The 16,253-nt window shown below is 73.5% G+C and carries 10 protein-coding genes; 5 read left to right on the top strand and 5 right to left on the bottom strand.

Annotation, left to right across the window (positions count from 1 at the left end):
• Nucleotides 1-113: 113 nt before the first annotated feature.
• A complete protein-coding gene (gene dapD, locus ADK60_RS12325; protein ID WP_045941968.1) occupies nucleotides 114-1,103 on the bottom strand; it encodes a 2,3,4,5-tetrahydropyridine-2,6-dicarboxylate N-succinyltransferase in 990 nt (329 codons plus the stop codon).
• A gap of 134 nt (nucleotides 1,104-1,237) precedes the next feature.
• Between dapD and ADK60_RS12320 the strand changes: the two genes are divergently transcribed.
• The 3 genes from ADK60_RS12320 (at nucleotide 1,238) to argF (ending at nucleotide 6,560) form a co-directional block, all read left to right on the top strand.
• Nucleotides 1,238-2,695, top strand: a complete 1,458-nt coding sequence (locus ADK60_RS12320) for a hypothetical protein (protein ID WP_063783127.1) — start codon at nucleotides 1,238-1,240, stop codon at nucleotides 2,693-2,695.
• Entirely contained in the window at nucleotides 2,692-5,439 is a 2,748-nt protein-coding gene (locus ADK60_RS12315; protein WP_079008294.1) for a polynucleotide kinase-phosphatase, read from the top strand. The genes ADK60_RS12320 and ADK60_RS12315 overlap by 4 nt, the downstream gene beginning before the upstream one ends.
• A 119-nt stretch (nucleotides 5,440-5,558) precedes the next feature.
• On the top strand, nucleotides 5,559-6,560 hold the full coding sequence (gene argF / locus ADK60_RS12310; RefSeq protein WP_053645613.1) for an ornithine carbamoyltransferase: 1,002 nt from the start codon (nucleotides 5,559-5,561) through the stop codon (nucleotides 6,558-6,560).
• Nucleotides 6,561-6,632: 72 nt separating this feature from the next.
• On the opposite strand, the gene ADK60_RS12305 is transcribed toward argF, so the two are convergent.
• Entirely contained in the window at nucleotides 6,633-7,184 is a 552-nt protein-coding gene (locus ADK60_RS12305) for a hypothetical protein (protein WP_053645612.1), read from the bottom strand.
• Between the two features lie 213 nt (nucleotides 7,185-7,397).
• Complete coding sequence (locus tag ADK60_RS12300) at nucleotides 7,398-7,847, bottom strand: type II toxin-antitoxin system VapC family toxin (protein WP_234326102.1); 450 nt, start codon at nucleotides 7,845-7,847, stop codon at nucleotides 7,398-7,400.
• A 344-nt stretch (nucleotides 7,848-8,191) separates the two neighbouring features.
• Between ADK60_RS12300 and acnA the strand changes: the two genes are divergently transcribed.
• On the top strand, nucleotides 8,192-10,855 hold the full coding sequence (acnA, locus tag ADK60_RS12295) for an aconitate hydratase AcnA (protein ID WP_053645610.1): 2,664 nt from the start codon (nucleotides 8,192-8,194) through the stop codon (nucleotides 10,853-10,855).
• A gap of 223 nt (nucleotides 10,856-11,078) precedes the next feature.
• Here acnA and pepN read toward each other — a convergent pair whose 3' ends face one another.
• Nucleotides 11,079-13,643: an aminopeptidase N gene (gene pepN, locus ADK60_RS12290; protein WP_045941972.1), complete on the bottom strand. Its 2,565-nt coding sequence runs from the start codon at nucleotides 13,641-13,643 to the stop codon at nucleotides 11,079-11,081.
• A gap of 374 nt (nucleotides 13,644-14,017) precedes the next feature.
• On the opposite strand from pepN, the gene ADK60_RS12285 reads away from it, so the two are divergent.
• Entirely contained in the window at nucleotides 14,018-14,584 is a 567-nt protein-coding gene (locus ADK60_RS12285) for a mycothiol-dependent nitroreductase Rv2466c family protein (protein WP_234326103.1), read from the top strand.
• Between the two features lie 102 nt (nucleotides 14,585-14,686).
• On the opposite strand, the gene ADK60_RS12280 is transcribed toward ADK60_RS12285, so the two are convergent.
• Nucleotides 14,687-16,108, bottom strand: a complete 1,422-nt coding sequence (locus ADK60_RS12280) for an amino acid permease (RefSeq protein WP_053645608.1) — start codon at nucleotides 16,106-16,108, stop codon at nucleotides 14,687-14,689.
• Nucleotides 16,109-16,253 lie beyond the last annotated feature (145 nt).

The raw sequence follows: 16,253 nt of genomic DNA, 5'->3' as shown, positions 1-16,253 counted from the left end.
GGGAGGGGGAGGGGGAGGGGGAGCGGTGCCCGCCGGAACAGCCGATGCCGGGGCTCCGAGCGACTGGCTCGGAGCCCCGGCATCGGGAGCCGGACCCTCAGGGGCGGGTGGGGTCAGTTGTGGGCGTGGAGGTCGGCGTTGAGGCCGCCCCAGGAGCCGGAGCGGGCGATGACCTCGACGGCGCCGGTCTGGGAGTTGCGGCGGAACAGGAGGTTGTCCTGGCCGGACAGTTCGACGGCCTTGGCCACGGTGCCGTCCGGGGTGGTCACCCGGGTGCCAGCGGTGACGTAGAGGCCGGCCTCGACGACGCAGTCGTTGCCGAGCGAGATGCCGATGCCCGCGTTGGCGCCGAGCAGGCAGCGCTCGCCGACGGAGACGACCTGCTTGCCGCCACCCGACAGCGTGCCCATGATCGAGGCGCCGCCACCGATGTCGCTGTGGTCGCCGACCACGACGCCCGCACTGATCCGGCCCTCGACCATCGAGGTGCCCAGCGTGCCCGCGTTGAAGTTGACGAAGCCTTCGTGCATCACGGTGGTGCCGACGGCCAGGTGCGCGCCGAGGCGGACGCGGTCCGCGTGGGCGATGCGCACACCGGAGGGGGCGACGTAGTCGGTCATCCGCGGGAACTTGTCGATTCCGTAGACGGCGAGCTGCCCGCCCTGGGCGCGCACGGCCAGCCGGGCCTGCTCGACCTTGTCCACCGGGACGGGGCCGATGCTGGTCCACGCCACGTTGGCGAGCAGCCCGAAGACACCGTCCAGGCTCAGACCGTGCGGCTGGACCAGGCGGTGGCTGAGCAGGTGCAGACGCAGGTAGGCGTCGTGGGCGTCGAGCGGCTTCTCGTCCAGCGAGGCGATGGCGGTGCGCACGGCGACCACCTCGACACCGCGGCGGGCATCGGCGCGCAGTGCCTCGGCGGCACCCGCGCCCAGCTCGGCCTCGGCCTGCTCGGCGGTCAGGAGGACGGTCCCGGCCGGGCCGGGCGCGGCGGTCAGCGCGGGGGCCGGGTACCAGGTGTCGAGGACGGTGCCGTCCGCGGCGATGGTGGCCAGACCTGCGGCAACGGCGCCGCTCACGGGGGAGGTGGATTCAGCAGTCACATCGTGCACGTTAACGAATCAGGGCGGCCGTTGCCGAACGCGCTCACCGTCCGGACAGATCGGCGGGACGCGACGCACCGGGGAAAATCCGGCGGTCGGGCGGGCGCGGCTGGGCGATACTCGGACGGGTGTTCATGTCGATCTCCACCACCGGAGCCAACGGTTCCGCCGGTCTCAACGGCTCCGCCGGTCCAGCCGGGGCAACCGGCCCCACCGGTCCTGTCGGACGCCCGGCCACAGATCTGGCGCGCCTGCTGCACCGGCGGCCGGACGCGGTGCACCGGATCGCGACCGCGTTCGGTGAGGCGCACGTCTTCTTCCCCGAGGCCGACGCGGAGCGCTGCACCGCCGTCCTGCTGGCGGAACCCGACCCGGAGGCACTGGTCGGCGGCCGCCGGGGCAAGGGTCGGCCGCCCGCCGTGCCCGACGCTCACGTCGGCGACCGCCCCTACGCGGCCTCCTCGGTGTTCGCGGCGGTGCTGCGGGCGGTGTTCCGGCAGCCGCTCGGGCAGTCGCCCGAGCCGGCGGGGGACGAGCCGGGGTGGGACGAGGCGCTGCCGCTGGAGATCGAGCTGCCGGTCGTCCGCGCGGACCGCGAGCCGGGGCCCGCCCCGGGCGGTGGCGACGGTGCCGCGCTGGCGCGGCGGCTGTTCGAGCCGCTGGGCTGGCGGGTCGAGGCGGCGGAACTGCCGCTGGACCCCGCCGCCCTGGTCCCCGGTGGTTCGCCGTACCTGCGGCTCCGGCTGGCCGCGCCGGCGGTCCGGCCGGCCGAGGCGCTGCGGCAACTGGCGGCGCTGCTGCCGGTGCTGGACGGTGCCGCGCACCACTGGGTGCCGCCGGAGCGGGCGGAGGTCGACGGCCTGCTCGCCGTCCACCCCGAGCGGGCCGTGATCGCCCGTCGCCTGGCCCGGCACGGCCACACCGTGGCCTGGGGCGGGGACAACCAGGACGACCGGGACGACGGGGACCACGGGGCGGCGGTGCGGGCCGCGCTGGACGCGGTCGGGGCGAGCCGGGTGGTGCACCTCGGGTGCGGGCACGGCGAGCTGCTCGCGGGGTTGCTCGCGGACGGCGGTTTCACCGAACTGCTGGGCGTGGACGTCTCGCCGGCGGCCCTGGCCGTGGCCGCCCGCCGACTGGGGCTGGAGCGCACGGCGGACCCGTCGCCGGAGTGGGAGCTGCACAGCGGAGCGGGCCGCCCCCGGGTCCGTCTGGTGCAGGGCGCACCGGTCTACGCGGACGCCCGTCGGACGGGGTTCGACGCGATGGTGTTCGAAGTCCCGGCCGAAGCCCTGACCGCATCCGATTCCGAGTCCGATTCCGCATCCGAGTCCGAGACCGGGACGACGGACCGGGTGATGCCCGCCGCACACCCGGCGTTCCTGGAGCACGCGGTGTTCGGTGCCGCCCGCCCGCCGGCGGTGGTGGCGACCGTGCCGCCCGGCGCCGATGGGGCGGCCTTCGCCGGCTGGGCGCGCCGGACGGCCACCGGGTACGGCTACGCCGTCGCCTTCCCGCCGCCCCCCGGACCGCCCCTGCTCGCCCTGTTCGAACGCGGTACCCCGGCCCCCGGAGGAGGTGGGCCCCGATGACCCGGCCCGACGACGCACCCAGCACCCCCAAGCCCACGCCCGCACTCACGCCCGAGCCCGCACCCAAGCCCACACCCAAGCCCACACCCAAGCCCACGCCCGCACCCGCCGCAGAACCCGACCCCCACCCCGTCCTCCCCCTGACCGAGGGCTCCCTCGTCCTCCTGGTCGGCACCAGCGCCGCGGGCAAGTCGACCTTCGCCCGCCGCCACTTCCGCCCCACCGAGGTGGTCTCCTCCGACACCTGCCGCGCCCTGGTGGGCGACGACGAGAACGACCAGTCCGTCACCGCGGACGCCTTCGAGCTGCTGCACTTCCTGGTCGGCAAGCGCCTGGCGGCCGGCCGGCTGACCGTCGTGGACGCCACCAATGTGCAGCCGGGCGCCCGCAAGCAGCTGCTCGCCGTCGCCCGGGAGCACGACGCGCGGGCGGAGGCGATCGTGCTCGACGTCCCGCCGGGCGTGTGCGCCGAGCGCAACCGCACCCGTCCGGACCGCGAGCTGCCGGCGTTCGTCATCCCGCGCCAGCACCGGGAGCTGCGCGCCTCCCTCGCCGGCCTGGCCAAGGAGGGCTTCCGCCGGGTGCATGTGCTGCGCGGGGCGGCCGAGGTGGCGGCCGCCGAGGTGGTGCTGGAGCGCCGGCGCGCCGATCTGCGCCATCTGACCGGCCCGTTCGACCTGGTCGGCGATGTGCACGGGTGCCGGTCCGAACTGGAGACGCTGCTGGTCCGGCTCGGCTACCGGCTGGTGCGGGACGCGGCGGGCCGCCCGGTGGACGCGGTGCCGCCGGCCGGCCGGACGGCGGTGTTCGTCGGCGACCTGGTCGACCGGGGCCCGGACACCCCGGGCGTGCTGCGCCTGGTGATGGGCATGGTGGCGGCGGGTCACGCGCTCTGCGTGTCGGGCAACCACGAGTTGAAGGTGGCCCGCGCCCTGGACGGCGACCGGGTGACCCTCTCCTACGGGCTGCGGGAGTCGATGGAGCAGCTGGGGGCGGAGCCGGCGGAGTTCCGGTCCGAGGTGCGGGAGTTCGTGCGGGGCCTGGCCGACCACTACCTGCTGGACGGCGGCGCCCTGGTGGTGTGCCACGCGGGGTTGCCGGAGCGGTACCACGGTCGTTCCTCGGGCCGGGTGCGGTCGCACGCGCTGTACGGCGGCACGACGGGGGAGACCGACGACTACGGTCTGCCGGTGCGTCAGGCCTGGGCCGAGGAGTACCGGGGGCGGCCGCTGGTGGTGTACGGGCACACGCCGCTGCCGGTGGCGAGTTTCCTGCACAACACGGTGTGCCTGGACACCGGTTGTGTCTTCGGCGGTGCGCTGACGGCCTTGCGGTACCCGGAGCGCGAGCTGGTGCGGGTGGAGGCGGAGCGCCGGTGGTACGAGCCGGTCCGGCCACTGCTGAGCGGTGCGCCGGGCGGGCGGGAGGGGCGTCCGCTGGACGTGGCGGACGTGGCGGGGCCGCACACGGTGGAGACGGCGGTGCACGGGACGGTGGCGGTGCGGCCGGAGAACGCCGCCGCGGCGCTGGAGACGGTGGGGCGGTCCGCGGTCGATCCCCGGCTGCTGGTGTACCTGCCGCCGTCGGTGCCGCCGGTGGCGGCCGGGCGCCGGCCGGGTTTCGCGGAGCATCCGGACGAGGCGTTCGCCGGGTACCGGGCGGACGGGGTCGGGCGGGTGCTGTGCGCGGAGCTGCTGCCGGGGCCGCGCGCGGTGGTGCTGGTGGCGCGGGACGACGCGGCGTTGGCGCGGCGGTTCGGTCCGGCGGGTCCGGGGGCGGTCTGGTCGCGGACCGGGCGGGCGTTGTTCGGCCCGGTGGAGGAGGCGGAGCTGCTGGCCCGGCTGCGGGCGGCGGCGGACCGGTCGGGGCTCTTCGACGAGCTGGGGAGCGGCTGGCTGCTGCTGGACGCCGCCCTGACGGGGCTGCCGGCACCTGCCGCCGACATCGGCGCGGGCCTCGCGGCGTCCCCGTCGGCGTCCTGGCAGGCCCGGAACGCGGCGGTCGTGGCCTCGGCGGGGGCGCTGCTGCCGCCGGTGCTGGCCGCGCTGGAACAGGCCGAGGCCCGGGGGCTGGACGTCGCGGGGCTGCTCGACCGGCAGCGCGGCCGGGCGGCGGACCTGCGGGACTTCGCCGCGGTGCACCGGCGGGCTGCGGCGCCGGGGCGTCCGCTGCTCGCTCCGTTCCGGCTGCTGGCCGCCGAGGGGGCGAATCTCGCGACCGGTCCCGAGCACGAGCACCTGGCCCGGATCGACCGCCTGGTCGACGCCGACGGCACCACCCCGGCTCCCGCCCTCCACCGGACGGCCCGCCGCTGGGTGGACACCGCGGACGAGGCGTCCACGGCCGCCGCCGTCGCCTGGTGGGAGGAGCTGACGGCGGCGGGCGGCGCGGGCATCGTGGTCCGTCCGCCGGTGTCGCCGACGCGGACGGCGCCGGGGGAGGGCCGTCCGGGCGGGCTGGTGCAGCCGGCCGTGCAGGTCAGGGGCCGCGAGTGGCTGAGGCTGCTCCACGGCCCGGACCACCCGGACCACCCGGGCCAGCCGAACCACCCCGGCCACCCGAACCACCCGGCCCGGCCGTCCGGCGGCGCGCTCGGCCTGCGGCGCTCGCTGGTGCTGCGCGAGTACGCCCTGGGCCTGGAGGCGCTGGACCGGCTGGCCGCCGGGGAGCCGCTGTGGCGGGTGCACCAGGCGGTGTTCGCGGTCCTCGCCCTGGAGTCCGAGCCGGTGGACCCGCGACCGTGAGCAGGCGTCGGGTGGACGGCCGGCAGGGGTATCAGTGCATACAAATTCTGAGCATCGTATAGACTTGCCGCTTTCCACTCGCCCGCCCGTCACCGTTACCGTCAGCACAGGAGCCCGGCATGGCGTACAACCTCCGGAACAGACACTTCCTCAAGGAGCTCGACTTCACCCCCCAGGAGTTCCGCTTCCTGGTGGACCTCGCCGCCACCCTCAAGGCGGCGAAGTACGCGGGAACCGAGCAGCCCCGGCTGCGCGGCAAGAACATCGCGCTGATCTTCGAGAAGACCTCCACCCGGACCCGCTGCGCCTTCGAGGTGGCCGCGCACGACCAGGGCGCCACCACCACCTACCTGGACCCGGCCGGTTCGCAGATCGGGCACAAGGAGTCGATCAAGGACACCGCCCGGGTGCTCGGCCGGATGTTCGACGGCATCGAGTACCGGGGGCACGGGCAGGCGGTGGTCGAGGAGCTGGCCGCGTACGCGGGGGTGCCGGTCTGGAACGGCCTCACCGACGAGTGGCACCCCACCCAGATGCTGGCCGACGTGCTCACGGTCACCGAGCACACCGCCAAGCCGCTCACCGAGGTGACGCTCGCCTACCTCGGCGACGCCCGTTCCAACATGGGCAACTCGCTGTTGGTGACCGGCGCGCTGCTCGGCATGGACATCCGGATCGTCGCGCCGCGCGCGCTCTGGCCGGACGAGGAGGTGCGCAAGGCCGCGGAGTCGCTGGCCGGGGACACCGGGGCCCGGATCACCCTCACCGAGGACATCGCGGCGGGTGTCGCGGGCGCCGACTTCCTCTACACCGACGTGTGGGTCTCGATGGGTGAGCCCAAGGAGGTCTGGGCCGAGCGGATCGCGCTGCTCAGGCCGTACCAGGTGTCGATGGAGACGGTGCGGGCGACCGGCAATCCGCAGGTGAAGTTCCTGCACTGCCTGCCGGCCTTCCACGACCTCGGCACGGTGCTCGGCCGGCAGCTGTTCGAGGAGACCGGTATGGCCGAGCTGGAGTGCACCGACGAGCTGTTCGAGTCGGCGCACTCCGTGGTCTTCGACCAGGCCGAGAACCGGCTGCACACCATCAAGGCCGTCCTCGTCGCGACCCTCGGCAGCTGACCCGCCCCCCGGACGGCCGAAGGCGTGCCCCGGAGGCCGGCGCGACCGGTGCCCCCGGGGCGAGTGCCCCGGCTACAGCGCCTCGCCGTCCAGGTCCGCCAGGTTGACGCAGGCGGCCCGCTCGGCGGCGGCGTGCGCGCCGGTGGGGGTGCCCGCGTGCAGCACCAGGGAGTGGGCCTCGCCCGGCCGGGGCCGCCAGGCCACCGAGGTGGCGGCGGTGCTGTCGCCCCGCTCGTCGGTGTGCAGGGCGAGCCGCAGTTCGTTGCGGTCGTTGGCGTAGGCGGGGTCGGTGGACGGGCTGACCGGGTCCACCGCGTCCTGGTAGTGCGGGCCGGACGCGGCCGGGTCGGCCCCGCAAAAACCGGTGTGCAGGTGCACCGGGAACTCGTGGTCGGCGGCGACCCCGGACACGCTCATGGTGAGGATCGTGCGGCCGGGCACCGAGCGGTCGACGATCACCCGGACGTGCGAGCCGAACGGCACCAGGTCCGGCGCGTGGCTGATCGCGGTCGGCGGGAGGAAGGCGCTGGCCGGGTCGAAGTCGGCCTCGGTGACCGAGACCGGTGAGGCGGCGGGCGCCAGCAGGGCGAGCGGGAGCAGGGCGGCGGCGAGCGGAGCGGGCATCGGCGGACCTCTTCGGGTGGGGGCGCGCGCACCCGGGTCGGGGCGCGGCGGACCTGGCATCCCGTTCAACGGCCCCGCGGGCACCCCGGACACGCCCGGCCACCCCACCTGCCCCGCGCGAACAGCCCACGCCCGCCCCGTGCGAACAGTCCGCGCCCGCCCCCCGCGAACAGTCCGCCCCCTGCCCCGCCTGCCCCGCGCGAGCAGCCCGCGCTAGCCGCCGGACCGGCCGATCCCCCGGATCGCGCACCGCGGCCCGCTGGCCCGCATCAGCCGCAGGTCGGCCGTGACCAGCGGTGCGCCGACCAGCTCCGCCACCGCCACGTATGCGGCGTCGTCCGGGGTGAGGTTGTCCTTGAGCTCCCAGATCCGCCCGAGCAGCGGCTCGACCGGGACCTTGCGGATCGCCAGCCGGGGCAGTTCGGCGGCGAGCTCGCCGACCCGTTCGGCGTCGAGTTCGCGCGCCAGATAGAGACCGCGCAGGGACTGCATCACCTCGATGAGGACGTGCTCGGGCGCGACCCACTCCCCGTCCGCGGCCAGTTCGGCGCGGGCGGCGGTGCCGCGCTCGCCCTCGTCGGCCAGTGCGAGCACCAGCGCGGACGCGTCCACCACGATCATCGGTCGGCCCCCGGCCCGTTCGGCGTGTCGGTCACCGGCCACGCTACCGGGGCGTTCGGGGCCGGCGCCGTACGGGTGCCGTGCGGGCGCCGAACGGGCCCGCGGCGCGGCGGGCGCGTGGTACGTGGGACGCGTGGTACCCGGGGGCGCGTGGCGCGCCCGCGGTAGGAGGGGGCAGGCTGGACGTGGTGCCGACGTGGCGGACGCTGCGCCATGCACTATGGTTTATCTCGACATCGAGATAACTCCGCCTTAAGATATATCTCGACATCAAGATACTTGCCGAGAGGCGCTCACCGGCGGTGCGGGCAAGGTAAGCCTAAGTAAGGCTGACCTTACCACCGTGGCGGCCGGATACCGCACGAAGCACCTAGAAGGAGTCAGTCGTGTCCGCGAACAGCTTCGACGCCCGCAGCTCGCTGCAGGTGGGCGACGAGTCGTACGAGATCTTCAAGCTCTCCGCCGTCGAGGGGTCCGAGCGGCTGCCCTACAGCCTCAAGGTGCTGCTGGAGAACCTGCTCCGCACCGAGGACGGCGCCAACATCACCGCCGCCCACATCCGGGCGCTCGGCGACTGGGACGCCGACGCCCAGCCGAGCCAGGAGATCCAGTTCACGCCGGCCCGCGTGATCATGCAGGACTTCACCGGCGTGCCGTGCGTGGTCGACCTCGCCACCATGCGTGAGGCCGTCAAGGAGCTGGGCGGCGACCCGGCCAAGATCAACCCGCTGGCCCCGGCCGAGCTGGTCATCGACCACTCCGTCATCGCGGACAAGTTCGGCACCCCGGACGCCTTCGTCCAGAACGTCGAGATCGAGTACGGCCGCAACAAGGAGCGCTACCAGTTCCTGCGCTGGGGCCAGACCGCCTTCGACGAGTTCAAGGTCGTCCCCCCGGGCACCGGCATCGTCCACCAGGTGAACATCGAGCACCTGGCCCGCACCGTCATGGTCCGCGGCGGCCAGGCCTACCCGGACACCTGCGTCGGCACCGACTCGCACACCACCATGGTCAACGGCCTGGGCGTGCTGGGCTGGGGCGTCGGCGGCATCGAGGCCGAGGCCGCGATGCTCGGCCAGCCGGTCTCCATGCTGATCCCGCGCGTCGTCGGCTTCAAGCTGACCGGCGAGCTGCCGGCCGGCACCACCGCCACCGACCTGGTGCTCACCATCACCGAGATGCTGCGCAAGCACGGTGTGGTCGGCAAGTTCGTCGAGTTCTACGGCGACGGCATCGGCTCGATCCCGCTGGCCAACCGCGCCACCATCGGCAACATGTCGCCGGAGTTCGGCTCGACCTGCGCGATCTTCCCGATCGACGCCGAGACCATCAACTACCTGAAGCTCACCGGCCGCGACGCGCAGCAGCTCGCCCTGGTCGAGGCGTACGCCAAGGAGCAGGGCCTCTGGCACGACCCGTCGGTCGAGCCGGTCTACTCCGAGTACCTCGAGCTGGACGTCTCCACCGTCGTCCCGTCGATCTCCGGCCCGAAGCGCCCCCAGGACCGCGTGGTCCTGGCCGAGGCCGCCGCGAAGTTCGCCGAGGCGCTGCCGACCTACTCCGCCGAGGCCTCGAAGCCGACCGCCGTCACCGCCCCCGACGGCTCGACCTACGAGATCGACAACGGCGCGGTCGTGATCGCCTCGATCACCTCCTGCACCAACACCTCCAACCCCTCCGTCATGCTGGGCGCCGCCCTGCTGGCGAAGAAGGCCGTGGAGAAGGGCCTGACGGTCAAGCCCTGGGTCAAGACCACCCTGGCGCCGGGCTCCAAGGTCGTCATGGACTACTACGAGAAGGCCGGCCTGCTCCCGTACATGGAGAAGCTGGGCTTCAACCTGGTCGGCTACGGCTGCGTCACCTGCATCGGCAACTCGGGCCCGCTGCCCGAGGAGGTCTCGGCCGCCGTCAACGAGGCGGACCTCGCGGTCGTCTCGGTGCTCTCCGGCAACCGCAACTTCGAGGGCCGGATCAACCCGGACGTCAAGATGAACTACCTGGCCTCCCCGCCGCTGGTGGTCGCCTACGCCCTCGCCGGCAACATGAACATCGACATCACCCGTGACGCCCTGGGCCAGGACGCCGACGGCAACGACGTCTTCCTCGCCGACATCTGGCCGTCCGAGCAGGAGGTCGCCGCCACCGTCGCCGGCTCCATCGACGAGGCCATGTTCGACAAGGGCTACCAGGACGTCTTCGCCGGCGACCACCGCTGGCAGTCGCTCCCGGTCCCGACCGGCAACACCTTCGAGTGGGACGCCGAGTCCACCTACGTCCGCAAGCCCCCGTACTTCGAGGGCATGGCCAAGACCCCGAGCCCGGTGAACGACATCGCCGGCGCCCGCGTCCTGGCCAAGCTGGGCGACTCGGTCACCACCGACCACATCTCCCCGGCCGGCAACATCAAGCCGGGCACCCCGGCGGCGCAGTACCTGACCGCCAACGGTGTCGAGAAGCGTGACTTCAACTCCTACGGCTCGCGCCGCGGCAACCACGAGGTCATGATCCGCGGCACCTTCGCCAACATCCGCCTGCGCAACCAGATCGCGCCGGGCACCGAGGGCGGCTACACCCGCGACTTCACCCAGGCCGACGCGCCGGTGTCGTTCATCTACGACGCCTCGCAGAACTACCAGGCCGCCGGCACCCCGCTGGTCGTCCTGGCCGGCAAGGAGTACGGCTCCGGCTCGTCCCGCGACTGGGCCGCCAAGGGCACCGCGCTGCTCGGCGTCAAGGCCGTCATCGCCGAGTCCTACGAGCGCATCCACCGCTCGAACCTGATCGGCATGGGCGTCCTCCCGCTGCAGTTCCCGGAGGGCGAGAACGCCGACTCGCTGGGCCTGACCGGCGAGGAGACCTTCTCCTTCACCGGTGTCACCGAGCTCAACGAGGGCCGCACCCCGAAGACCGTCCGGGTCGTCGCCGCCCGTGACGGTGAGGCCGGTAAGGAGTTCGACGCGGTCGTCCGCATCGACACCCCCGGTGAGGCGGACTACTACCGCAACGGCGGCATCCTGCAGTACGTGCTGCGCAGCCTGATCAACGGCTGACCACCGCGCTGACGCCGAGGAGGCCGGACCGCACCCGCGGTCCGGCCTCCTCCGTCTTCCACCGGCGCCCCGCGCGCCCGCGCCCGTCGAACCGGGCCGCCCCCGCGCCCCGCGCGCCCGCGCCCGTCGAACCGGGCCGCCCCCGCCCGGGTGGCCGGACATGCGTCGGCCCCCGCCGCGACGAGCGTCGCGACGGGGGCCGAACGGGCGGCGGCGGGGTCGTTCAGCCCCGGTCGCAGGCCTGCGCCCGCAGCGCCCGGGCCAGGTCGTCCCGGCGCTCCAGCACCAGTCGGCGCAGCGCGGGCGCCGCGTCCGGGTGGCCGGTCAGCCAGGCGTCGGTCTCGGCCAGCGTGGCCTCGTCGACCTGGGCCTGCGGGAAGAAGCCGCCGACGATCCGCATCGCGATCTCGATGGTCCGCTCGGCCCAGACCCGCTCCAGCAGCTTGAAGTAGGGCGCCGCGTAGAGGGTGGTCAGGTCGCGGTGGGCGGGCACCGCGAAGCCGGCGATGTTGGCCTCGACCAGCGCGTTGGGCAGCTCGTCGGAGTCGATCACGGCGGACCAGGCGGCGGCCTTGGCCTCCGGGGTCGGCCGGGCGGCCAGGCACTGGGTGTGCTGGCGGCGGCCGCTCGCGGTGTTGTCGGCGGCGAGCTCCCCGGCCAGCTCCTCCTCGCCGGCCTGGCCGGCCGCGGCCAGCGTCAGCCACAGCGCCCAGCGCAGCTCCTGGTCGACCTCCAGGCCGTCGATCCGGGCGGTGCCGGCCAGCAGGCCGCGGACCAGGCCGAGGTGCTCGGAGCCGTTGGCGGTCTGGGCGAGGAACCGCGCCCAGGCCAGCTGGTGGTCGCTGCCGGGCTCGGCGGCGCGCAGTTCGCGCAGCGCGCTGTCGGCGAGCTGCCGGCCGCCCTCGCCGCGCCAGGCGGGGTCGGCGTAGAGGTCGACGGCGGTCTTGGCCTGGGCGTGCAGCGACTGCAGGACGCCGATGTTGGCCTCCTGGCCGCCGAACCGCAGCACCAGCGCGACGTAGTCGCGGGCCGGCATCAGGGCGTCCCGGGTGAGGTTCCAGACGGCGGACCAGGCGAGCGCACGGGCCAGGTCGTCCTTGATGTCGCCGAGCCCGGCGCGCAGGGTCTCCAGCGACTCCTCGTCGAAGCGGATCTTGCAGTACGTCAGGTCGTCGTCGTTGAGCAGGACGAGCGCGGGCCGGGCGCGGCCGGCGGCGCCGTCGACGACGGTGCGGGCACCGGTGACGTCCAGTTCGAAGCGCTCGGTGCGCACCAGCGCGCCGTCGGCGTCGCGGTCGTAGAGGCCGACGGCGATCCGGTGCGGGCGCTGGACGTCGCCGTCCTGGAGCACGGCGAGTTCGGTGATCCGGCCCTCGGCGTCGACGGTGAGCTGCGGGGTGAGGGTGTTGACGCCGGCGGTCTGCAGCCAGGCGGCGGCCCAGGACTTGAGGTCGCGGCCGCTGGTCTCCTCCAGGATGTCCAGCAGGTCGGCGAGTTCGGTGTTGCCGAAGGCGTGCCGCCGGAAGTAGCGGCGGGCGCCCTCGAAGAAGGCGTCGGCGCCCGCGTACGCCACGAGCTGCTTGAGCACCGAGGCGCCCTTGGCGTAGGTGATGCCGTCGAAGTTGAGCTTGGCGTCCTCGAGGTCCCGGATGTCCGCCGTGATCGGGTGGGTGGTGGGGAACTGGTCCTGCCGGTAGGCCCAGGCCTTGCGCTGGTTGGCGAAGGTGACCCAGGCGGCCTGGTAGCGGGTGCCGGCGCCGACCAGCCCGTAGGAGCCCATGAAGTCGGCGAAGGACTCCTTCAGCCACAGGTCGTCCCACCAGCGCATGGTGACCAGGTCGCCGAACCACATGTGCGCCATCTCGTGCAGGACGACGTTGGCGCGGGCCTCGTAGGCGGCGTCGGTGACCTTCGAGCGGAAGACGAACTCCTCGCGGAAGGTGACGCAGCCGGGGTTCTCCATCGCGCCGATGTTGTACTCGGGGACGAAGGCCTGGTCGTACTTGCCGAAGGGGTACGGGTAGTCGAACTTCTCGTGGAAGAAGTCGAGTCCGAGCTTGGTGACGCCGAGGATCTCGTCGGCGTCGAAGTACGGGGCGAGCGACCTGCGGCAGAGCGCGGCGAGCGGGATGTCGAGCACGGTGCCGTCGGCGAGGGTGCGGCTGTAGTGGTCGCGCACCACGTGGTACGGGCCGGCGACGACGGCGGTGAGGTAGGTGGAGATCGGCTTCGTCGGCGCGAACTCCCAGGTGCGGGCGGTGCCGTCCTCGGTGACGCTCTCGTGCGCGGCGTTGGAGCGGACGTCCCAGGCGGCCGGCGCGGTGACGGTGAAGGTGAACGGCGCCTTCAGGTCGGGCTGTTCGAAGGTGGCGAAGACCCGGCGGGCGTCGGCCGGCTCGTAGTGGGTGTAGAGGTAGGTCTCGCCGTCGACCGGGTCGGTGAAGCGGTGCAGGCCCTCGCCGGTGCGGCTGTAGGCGCAGTCGGCCTCGACGGTGAGCACGTTCTCGCCCGCCAGGCCGTCGATGTGCACCCGGGCGCCGTCGTAGGCGGTGGCCGGGTCGAGCGCGCGGCCGTTCAGGGTGACGGCGCGGACCGCGGGGGCGAGCAGGTCGACGAAGGTCGAGGCGCCCGGCTCGGAGCAGCGGAAGGCGACGGTGGTGGTGGACCGGAAGGTCGCGGCCGCCGGATCGGGGGCCGAGGTCAGGTCAAGCCGGACCCGGTAGCTGTCCACGGTGAGGATGCTGGCCCGCTGCTGGGCTTCGTCGCGGCTCAGGTTCTTGCCCGGCACGGCGGTACTCCTTTGTCCGGCTCGCACGGTGGTGCGGTCTTCGCTGGTGCACTGGTGCGGCGCGCTGCGGCGCTGCGGGGGCATCCTTTCACGCCCCCCGCGCCGGTACCATTGCACAACTCGTCGGGGCGGGCCGGAATCACCGGCCGGGTCCGGGTGTTGGGGGGTGACGGGGCGGTCGCGCGGGTCCGCGCGGCCCCGGTCCTCCGACCGCTTTCCCGCGCTTTTCCTGCCGCTTTTCCCCCGGAAGACTCCCGGACGACTCTCGAAGGACGACAGCCGTGACGACTGCCGCTGGTACCGCCGCCGATTCCGCCGCCACCGAGCGCAAGACCGCCGACTTCTGGTTCGACCCGGCCTGTCCGTGGGCGTGGATGAGCTCCCGCTGGCTGATCGAGGTCCAGCAGCTCCGTCCGGTGGACGTGAACTGGCACGTCATGAGCCTGTCGGTGCTGAACGAGCACCGCGACCTGCCGGCGAACTACCGGGAGCTGCTGGACAACGCCTGGGGCGCGGTGCGGGTGTGCATCGCCGCGGCGGAGAAGCACGGCGACGAGGTGCTGGGCCGGCTGTACACCGAGCTGGGCACCCGCTTCCACAACCAGGGCCTGCCGCAGAACCGGGAGACGATCGAGGCGGCGCTGGCCGCGGCCGGTCTGCCGGTGGAGCTGGCGGACGCGGCCGGTACCGACGCCTACGACGAGGCCCTGCGGCTCTCGCACAAGGAGGGCATCACCCTGGTCGGCGAGGACGTCGGCACCCCGGTGATCGCGGTCGAGGGCGCGGACGGCGACCGGGTCGCGTTCTTCGGCCCGGTGGTGACCCCGACCCCGCGCGGCGAGGCCGCGGCCCGGCTGTGGGACGGCACACTGCTGGTGGCCTCCACCCCGGGCTTCTACGAGATCAAGCGGACCCGCACCGCGAGCCCGTCCTTCGAGTAGCAGCCGCCGCACGCGGGCGTCGCACACGCGGGCGGCGCGCATGCGGGAGGGGCCCGGTACCAGCTTGGTACCGGGCCCCTCCCGCGTGTCGTGTCCGGCCCGTCAGTCGGTGGCACCGGTCGCGGCGGCGTCGCGGCGCTGTTTCACCAGCCCGGCGGCGATCAGCAGCGCGACCAGCACGCCGGCGGCGTAGAGCTGCTCGCGGTTGCCCTCGGTGGTGGTCATCAGCGCCAGGATGCCGACGACGGCGGCCATCGCGATCCAGGTCAGGTACGGGTAGCCCCACATCCGGACGGTGAGCAGCTCGGGCGTCTCGCGCTCCAGCCGGCGGCGCATCCGCAGCTGGACGACGCAGATGAACAGCCAGACCACCAGGATGGCGACGCCGGTGGTGTTCATCAGCCAGGTGAAGACGGTGTCGGGCCAGAACTTGGAGGCCAGGACGGCGCCGAAGCCGAACAGGCAGGAGGCCAGCACGGCCCGCCGGGGGACCCCGCCGCTCACCTTGGCGAGCGAGCGCGGGCCCTGGCCCCGGCCGACCAGCGAGTACGCCATCCGGGAGGCGCCGTAGATGTTGGCGTTCATCGCGGACAGCAGCGCGATCAGCACCACCACCTGCATGATCGTCCCGGAGCCGGGCACCCCGAGGTGGCGCAGCACGGTGACGTAGGGGCCGTCGGAGACGACCGCCGGGTCCTTCCAGGAGACCAGGGTGACGACCAGGGCCATCGAGCCGATGTAGAAGATCGCGATCCGCCAGACCGCGGTGCGCACGGCGTTGGCGACGTTGCGCTTGGGGTCGTCGGACTCGGCGGCGGCGATGGTGACGGTCTCCAGGCCGCCGTAGGCGAACACGGAGGCGAGCAGGCCGACGATCAGTCCGCTGGTGCCGTTGGGCAGGAAGCCGCCCTGGCCGGTGAGGTTGGTGGCGCCGGGGGCGCCGGGGCCGAGCACCCCGGCCAGGCCCAGCCCGCCGAGCACCAGGAAGGCGACGATCGCGGCGACCTTGACGGCGGCGAACCAGAACTCGAACTCGCCGAAGTTCTTCACGGCGGTGAGGTTGCTGGCGCAGAAGAACACCATGAACAGGGCGACCCAGACCCAGGCGGAGACCCCGGGGACCCAGCCGTTGACGATCTTCCCGGCGGCGGTGGCCTCGGCGGCGACGCCGCAGCAGAGCATCACCCAGTACATCCAGCCGGCGGTGATCCCGGCCCAGGGGCCGATCTCCTTCTCCGCGTGCACGGAGAAGGAGCCGGAGGCGGGGCGGGCCGCCGACATCTCGCCGAGCATCCGCATGATCAGCATGACCAGCAGGCCGGAGAGCACGAAGGCCAGGATGATGGCGGGCCCGGCCGCCGCGATGCCCGCGCCGGAGCCGACGAAGAGGCCGGCGCCGATGACGCCGCCGAGCGCGATCATCGAGAGGTGGCGCTGCTTGAGCCCGTGCGAGAGCTGTTGGCCGCCGCCCGGGGGAGCGGGCGTGGTGGTCCCGGGCGCCGTGGGCGCGGAGGTGGGGGCCATGGGGGTGGGATCCAGACTGTTCGACATGCGGTGCGAGTTGCCCAATATCCGGGGACGAGGCCTTCAGCGCCAAGAATGTCCGGTTCGGGCCCAGAATGCGGACCCTGTCATGACTCTACTCGTCCACCCGGTCGCACTTGGTAGC

This window comes from Streptomyces sp. XY431 (genome assembly GCF_001279805.1).
GTDB classification, from domain to species: Bacteria; Actinomycetota; Actinomycetes; order Streptomycetales; family Streptomycetaceae; genus Kitasatospora; species Kitasatospora purpeofusca.
Note: the sequence above shows the minus strand (reverse complement) of the source record. Positions and strands in the feature narration are given on the sequence as shown.